Annotated in this window: 6 protein-coding genes; 3 read left to right on the top strand and 3 right to left on the bottom strand. The window is 67.1% G+C overall.

Features of this window, described 5'->3' with window-relative positions:
* The first annotated feature begins 122 nt into the window (after positions 1-122).
* Complete coding sequence (locus VP06_RS32420; RefSeq protein ID WP_048467938.1) at positions 123-1,451, top strand: NAD(P)/FAD-dependent oxidoreductase; 1,329 nt, start codon at positions 123-125, stop codon at positions 1,449-1,451.
* 293 nt (positions 1,452-1,744) lie between these two features.
* Here the strand turns inward: VP06_RS32420 and VP06_RS38410 are convergent, their stop codons facing one another.
* Together VP06_RS38410 and VP06_RS32405 are read right to left on the bottom strand one after the other, a co-directional pair.
* The gene (locus VP06_RS38410; RefSeq protein ID WP_245291400.1) at positions 1,745-2,527 is read right to left on the bottom strand and encodes a hypothetical protein; all 783 of its coding nucleotides are present in this window, start codon (positions 2,525-2,527) and stop codon (positions 1,745-1,747) included.
* A 217-nt stretch (positions 2,528-2,744) separates the two neighbouring features.
* Positions 2,745-3,671, bottom strand: coding sequence for a LysR family transcriptional regulator (locus tag VP06_RS32405; protein WP_048467937.1), 927 nt, complete (start codon positions 3,669-3,671; stop codon positions 2,745-2,747).
* 250 nt (positions 3,672-3,921) lie between these two features.
* Between VP06_RS32405 and VP06_RS32400 the strand changes: the two genes are divergently transcribed.
* Together VP06_RS32400 and VP06_RS32395 are read left to right on the top strand one after the other, a co-directional pair.
* A complete protein-coding gene (locus VP06_RS32400) occupies positions 3,922-5,295 on the top strand; it encodes an MFS transporter (protein WP_197093341.1) in 1,374 nt (457 codons plus the stop codon).
* 16 nt (positions 5,296-5,311) lie between these two features.
* Positions 5,312-6,085, top strand: a complete 774-nt coding sequence (locus VP06_RS32395) for a siderophore-interacting protein (protein ID WP_063928482.1) — start codon at positions 5,312-5,314, stop codon at positions 6,083-6,085.
* Between the two features lie 204 nt (positions 6,086-6,289).
* Here the strand turns inward: VP06_RS32395 and VP06_RS32390 are convergent, their stop codons facing one another.
* Positions 6,290-6,769, bottom strand: a complete 480-nt coding sequence (locus tag VP06_RS32390; RefSeq protein ID WP_053082127.1) for a hypothetical protein — start codon at positions 6,767-6,769, stop codon at positions 6,290-6,292.
* Positions 6,770-6,859 lie beyond the last annotated feature (90 nt).

Below are 6,859 nucleotides of genomic sequence, written 5' to 3'. Positions count from 1 at the left end.
GCGTCATCGTCGCCGCCGACGTGCTCACCCGTCGGCGGCGACGATGACGCAGAAGCAAGAGGCCAGGCAGAGTTGGATCATGCCACTTTGCTGAGGCGGCCTCGGTAAAAGGAAGCCCGCGGATGCCAGCACCTCTCCTCACCATCGACACGACGCCGGATCTGCCGGACTCCGCCGACGTCGTGGTGATCGGCGGCGGCGTGGTCGGCACCTTCACGGCCTATTATCTCGCGCGTCGGGGCATCGGCGTCGCGCTGGTCGAGAAGGGCCGGATCGGCGCCGAGCAGTCGAGCCGCAACTGGGGCTGGTGCCGGCAGCAGAACCGCGATGCCCGCGAACTGCCGATGGCGACGAAGAGCCTCGACCTGTGGGACCGTCTCAAGGCCGAGATCGGCGAGGATGTCGGCTTCCGCCGCTGCGGCCTGCTCTATCTCAGCAACGACGAGGCCGAGATCGCCCGCTGGGCGGCGTGGCGCGATTTCGCGGCCGGCGAGGGCGTCCTCACCCATGTGCTCGGCGCCGCCGAGGCGCGCGAGCACGGCCGGGCCACCGGGCGGAACTGGAAAGGCGGGGTGTTCTCGCCGACCGACGGCATCGCCGACACCGCCCGGGCGGTGCCGATCGCGGCGCGCGGCGTGATGCGGTTCGGCGGCAGCGTGCACCAGTTCTGCGCCGCCCGCGGCCTCGAACGCGAGGGCGGGCGGGTGAGCGGCGTGGTGACCGAGAAGGGCACCATCCGCACCCGCACGGTGGTGATGGCCGGCGGCGCCTGGGCCTCCTCGTTCCTCCGCCAGCTCGGCATCCGCTTCCCGCAAGCGGCGGTGCGCCAGTCGATCATGGCGGTCGGTCCCAACGTCTCGGGCCTGCCGGACGCGCTGTACACCGCCGGCATCTCGCTGACCCGCCGCGGCGAGAGCGGCGGCTACAACCTGGCGATCAGCGGCCGGGCCCGCGTCGATCCCACCCCGCAGCAGATCCTGTTCGCGCGGGAATTCGTGCCGATGTTCGCCCGGCGCTGGCGCTCCCTGGCGCCCGGCGGCACCGAGGGCTGGCGCAGCGGCCACGAGACCGTGAAACGCTGGCGCCTCGACCGGCCGACCCCGATGGAGCGGGTGCGAATCCTCGATCCGCGCCCGGATTCGGCGCTCATCGCCGAGACGCGGCGGCGTGCCGTCGAGATGCTGCCGGCCCTGCGCGAGACCACGATCAGCGCCTCCTGGGCCGGCTACGTCGATTCGACCCCGGACGGCGTCCCGGGGATCGGCGAGGTGACGGGCGTCCCCGGCCTCGTCCTGGCGGCGGGCTTTTCGGGCCACGGCTTCGGCATCGGGCCGGGCGCCGGCCACCTCATCGCCGACATCGTCTCCGGTGCCGCGCCGATCGTCGATCCCAAGCCCTACCATCCGGACCGGTTCGGGACCTCGGCCTGGGGCAAGGTGGCGGAGTTCTGACGTCGCCGCCGCACAATCCCGGCGGTTCGTGCGGTCATCGCCGCCATCGGGCGAGAGGCCCAGTGGCGCGGAGCGGCTCCGGGTCCGAGCCGCTCTTCGATCGTCCGGGACCTGCCGTCGATCCTGACGCGGACAGCCCCGTCCCGAGCGACCTCCGACGGGTGGTCTTATGCCATCGGCCCAAGATGCTGACGCATCGGGCCGCTGAATCATCTCAAATTTTCGATACTAAGTCAAAAGTTTAGCGGAAATTCGCGAACGGCACCAAAGGTCGTTTCCAACCACCGTTGGCCTTACTTCTCGGGCCATCCCAGGCTGATCGACGACACAGAGGGCTTCACGGCCCTCATGGCCGGGTCCGAGGAGGCGAACTCCTTGTCACCGGAGACCTTGCCGAGGGCCTTGCCGGTGACCTTGGGATCGGGATTGAAGCGCACGGATAGGTTGCATTGCCCCGCCATGCGGTCGAGCCTGCCGCCTTTCCAGCTCATGCCGTAGCCGCCGTAATCCCACTCGAACCCGTTGAGCTGAAACGGCTTCTCGTTGGCCTCCTCGACTTCCTCGAGGCTTGCCTTCAGCCCGAGCGTCGACCGGGCCGTGCCGGGTGTGCGGACCAGCCAGGCCGACCGGTCCTTGACCGTGATGCCGGACAGGCCGCGGCGCTTGCCCGGATCCCACCAGCTGATCTCGAGGCGGCGGGCCGGATCCTTCGGGTAGACGATCGTGCCCGGCATGGTCTCGCCCTCGGCGCCGTCGAGGGTGCCGCGCACGACGTTCTCCTTGCCGAAGCGCTTCACCAGGGCCGCCTCGTCGGTCCGTTTCGAGAAGTCCGCGCAGTCGAGCACCGGACGCTCGGCCGACGTCGTCTGGGTGAGGGCGGTGCCTGTGGTCGCGATCAGCAGGCACGTCGCCAAGGACACCAGTTTCATGACGGGAAGCCCTTTCGGACAGTGCTGCCTTGCACCTCGCGGATCGCCGGAGGCGCCGCGCCAGGCGGCACACTGATCCAACTCGCCGCCCGGCGTCCAGTCGATCGTGGGCGTCTGCGACAGGATCCGTTCGCCGTCGTCGGCCACCGCCTGCGCGCCGCTCGCATCATCATCGCCACCGGCTGGGCGAGGGAGGCCCGGGCGAGATCGAGGGGAAATTCGCCGGCCTGGAGCGCGCCGAGACCGCATCAATGAAGGCATCGATGGCCTCGTTGAAATCGGCCGAGAGCGGCTTGCGGTCGGTGAGCGCTTTGATCGGCATGATCGGGCAGAGCCGTGAATCTCGAGGGGAGGGGACACCGAGCTATCGTTTGACTGCGCGGGCGCAAGCCTCGCGCACCATGCCGCGCAGCCACCAATGGGCAGGGTCGGCGTCGAAGCGCGGATGCCACGCGAGCGATATGGCGAGCGCGTCGGTTTTCACCGGTAATTCGAAACCGTGAAGTCCGGCTCTTGCCGGTTCGGTGAGACGATCTGGCACCGCAACCACATGATCGGAGGCTCGCACAATTGCCAGCGCATCGGCGAAATTGGCGACAGCGATCGTAACCCCGCGCGCGAGGCCGTGTGCCGCCAGCGCCTCGTCGATCGGTCCTGTGAAGCGCCCACGCCGCGAGACCGAGACATGCGGGAAGGACGCGAAGCTCTCCGGAGTCACCGATTCCGCCAATGGATGACCAGAGCGCACCACGCCGATGAACCGGTCGTGGAACAATGCCTGCAAGCGGATTTCCGGCCCCATGGTACCAATGACACCGACATCGACATCGATCTGCCCCTCGCGCAACGCTTCGACATCCTCGTTGTCCTGGTGGGCGAATCGCAGCTGAACCTGCGGGGCGTGTTGCGCAGCCAACGACGCCAGAGCCGCGCCGAACGTACCGACGAAGCCGTCATTGGCGCGGATGACGAAGGTCCGCTCCAGCCGGGCAAGATCGAGTTCATCGTTACCGCGCACCAGCGCCTCGGCCTCCGCCACGAGGCCGCGCAGCCGGTCGCGCAGGGCTTCAGCACGTGGTGTCGGAACCAGCCCGCGTCCCGCACGCACCAGAACCGGATCGCCGAGGAGATGCCGGATACGCGAGAGCTGACGGCTCATCGCCGGTGCGGACAGGTTCAGCCGCTGTGCCGCACCCACGACGCTGCCTTCCGAAAGCAGCACGTCGAGGGTCACCAGCAGATTCATGTCGAGTGGCGGGATCGGACGTTTGGCCACGGATTTCAGGGGCATTGCCGGGCGATCTCTCATTCGTGCGTTTTGTGCAATCATATAGTATTAGTATTGCACTATATGCAATATGTGGTCGGCGCTATCGAAGGATGAACCTCAACGCTCCCGGACGGGATGTCTTCGATAGGACCCCGACATGCCTCAAACCGCACATTCTGCAACGGCCCATCCGCATGGGGGCCTGCATGCGGCACCACAAACGCATCCTGACACACCGCCTCCCCATCACCGCCAGATCCGTTCGGGTCTGGTGCTGACAGGCCTGTCGCTCGCCATTCTGCTGTCCCAACTCGGCACCAACATCATCAATGTCGCCTTGCCGACACTGGTGAAGGATCTTGGCGTCGAGTTCAGCTCGGTCCAATGGGTCGTGGTGAGCTACCTGCTCGTGGTTACCGCGCTCATCGTCGGCGTCGGCCGCTTCGGCGACCAGCTCGGCAAGAAACGGCTGTATCTCTGGGGCCTCGTCATCTTCATGGCGGCCTCCGTGCTCTGCGCGCTCTCCAGCAATTTGCCTCTTCTCATCGCCGGCCGCGCTGGCCAAGGTCTCGGCGGTGCGATTGTGATGGCGCTGTCCTTTGCCTTCGTCGGCGAGATCTTCCCCAAGGAGCGCACCGGCTTCGCCATGGGCGTGCTCTCCACCATGGTGTCCTTCGGCATTGCGCTCGGGCCGTCGCTCGGTTCGCTGGCGCTGGCCGCCTTCGGTTGGCAGGCGGTTTTCTGGGTGAACCTGCCCTTCGGCCTCCTCGCCTTCCTGCTGATCGGCCGCTATCTGCCGAACGCCGTCGATGCACCGAAGCATTCCGTTCCTGCCACACGTTTCGACTGGCTCGGCACGATCCTGCTGGCGCTGACCCTCGGCGCCTACTCCCTCGCCATGACCTTCTCCGGCAAGCAGGGCTTCAGCTCGCCCCTGGTGCTGCAACTCGGATTGGGGGGGCTTGTCGGCCTCGTCCTGTTCCTCGCGGTGCAGGTCAAGGCGCGCGCGCCGCTGTTGAAGCTCTCCATGTTCCGCAACGCTCTTCTTTCCCTCAGCATGGTTATGAGCGTGCTCGTCTATGCGGTGATGATGGCGACGCTGGTTCTTGGGCCGTTCTTCCTATCGAAGGCGCTCGGCCTCGACACCCGCATGGTCGGCCTCGTGATGACCGTTGGCCCGCTCGCCGCTGCGGTCATGGGCGTGCCGGCCGGCACGGTCGCTGACCGCATCGGGGCCAAGCTCGCCATGGTGATCGGATTGGCCCTCTTCACGGTTGGCGCCTTCGTGATGTCCTGGGTGTCGCTGACGGGCGGTGTCGCCACCTATATCGTCGCGATCCTGTTCGTCAGCGTCGGTCTCGCCTTCTTCCAGACGCCGAACAACACCGCCGTCATGGCCGATGCACGGCCCGAACAACGCGGTCTTGTCTCGGGACTGCTGGCGCTCGCCCGCAATCTCGGTCTGATCACCGGCGCTTCGCTGATGGGCGCGCTCTTCGCCAGCGTGGCCGGCGATGCTGCCACCGCGACACCCGACACGGTGACGGAGGGGATGCGCTTCGCCTTCCGCATCGCTGCGGGCATGGCGGCGGCTGCCTTCCTGCTTTCCCTCACCACGCTGCGCGCGCGTCGGCGGCATGCCTGAGCCAAGGACCGTTCAGATGAGACAGCAAAACTCACCCCCATCGGGCACCGAACGCCCGGTCCCGCCCGAGCGCCGCCTGCGCGTGGCCGAGGTCCGCAAAACGGCGCTGATCACGCCGCACATGCAGCGCGTCACCCTTGCCTCGACGGCGCTGATGGACTTTCCCGTCCGCCGTCCGGCGCAATGGGTCAAGCTCTTCGTGCCGACGCGGCAGGGCGAAAGGCCGAGCGGCCGCGCCTATACTATCCGGCAATTCCGCGAGGAGGTGTGCGAGATGGACATCGACTTCGTGCTCCACGGCGACGGTCCCTGTTCGACCTGGGCAGCTGCCGCGAAGCCTGGCGATCTGGTGCAGATCGCCGGCCCCCGATCGGGCTTCCGGCTCGACCCGGAAGTCACCCATCTGCTGATCGGTGGCGACGAGACGGCGCTCCCAGCCATCGGCTCGATCCTGGAATCCCTGCCGCCCGGCCTCGTCGTCGACCTGTATGTCGAAGTTCCTGACGATGCCGATGCCCAGATCATCCACTCGAACGCCGATGTCGAGATCAACTGGCTTCCCCGCAACGGCCAGGAGGCCGGCACTGCGACAGACCTCGCCGCCGCGATGATGACGGCGGATTTGCCGGAAGAGCACTGCGAAGTCTGGTTCGCGGCGGAAGCTGCGACCGTCCGCACCGTCCGCCGCCACTTCCAGGTCAACCGCGCCATGCCACGCCATCGGCTCACGATGTCCGGTTACTGGAAGAAGGGCGAGATTGACTTCCGCGATAGCGAGGGGGATCAATGATCTCTCACGGCCTCTTCGCCGGACCTTGCCGGTTCTTCTCTTCAGTCCGTCTTTGTCTGAGAGCCTGTTTGAGCGCCTCCGCTGGTCGTCCCTATCTGTCCCTGTGAGATCAACACGGGATCCGCGTGGCTGGGCGGAGTGAGAGCAGATGTGGACGGACCGACATCGGGCGCGTCACGAGGCGCGCCTGAAGGATGTCGTTGTTCAGACAGGCCTGGACGAGATGGCTCGCATTCTGGAGCGTGCCGATCTGCCCATCAGCCCGAGTTTGCGCCCAACGACCTTCTTGGCCCCATCGTAGCCGCGCGGTCCGCGCACCCTGAGATCCTTGACGCTCTGGGTGTCGATGATCGCCAGACGCGGCTGCGGGCGGCGACGGCAGCGTCGCCGCTGGCGGCGGGCGAGGGCCCGCATCAGGATCTCGAACACCCTTTCTCGATCCAGCGCCGGAACCAGCCGTAGACCGTGCGCCAGGGCACGACGCTCTCTGGCGGGGCCCGCCAGGCGCGCCCCGACCCGCACATGCCAGGCGATCGCCGCGACGATCTTGCACGCGGGCGTCGCGCTCGGGCTGCGGGGCGGATCGGCGCGCTCCAGGACGCGAGCCATCTCGTCCAGGCCGGTCTGAGCAATGACATCCTTCAGGCGCGTCTCGTGGCGCGTCCGATGTCGGTCGGTCCACATCTGATCTTTCCCCGCCCAACCAGGCGGATCCCCTGTTGATCTCACAGGAGAGAGGGGGGGGACCGGCAGACGCACTCAAACAGGCTCTTA

The organism is Methylobacterium aquaticum (assembly GCF_001043915.1).
GTDB lineage: Bacteria > Pseudomonadota > Alphaproteobacteria > Rhizobiales > Beijerinckiaceae > Methylobacterium > Methylobacterium aquaticum.
Note: the sequence above shows the minus strand (reverse complement) of the source record. Positions and strands in the feature narration are given on the sequence as shown.

Bases quoted from the DNA above. Each gene is read 5' to 3' on its own strand.
- VP06_RS32390 (WP_053082127.1), bottom strand. From the start codon at position 6,769: ATGTGGACCGACCGACATCGGACGCGCCACGAGACGCGCCTGAAGGAT.
- VP06_RS32420 (WP_048467938.1), top strand. From the start codon at position 123: ATGCCAGCACCTCTCCTCACCATCGACACGACGCCGGATCTGCCGGAC.
- VP06_RS32395 (WP_063928482.1), top strand. From the start codon at position 5,312: ATGAGACAGCAAAACTCACCCCCATCGGGCACCGAACGCCCGGTCCCG.
- VP06_RS32405 (WP_048467937.1), bottom strand. From the start codon at position 3,671: ATGCCCCTGAAATCCGTGGCCAAACGTCCGATCCCGCCACTCGACATG.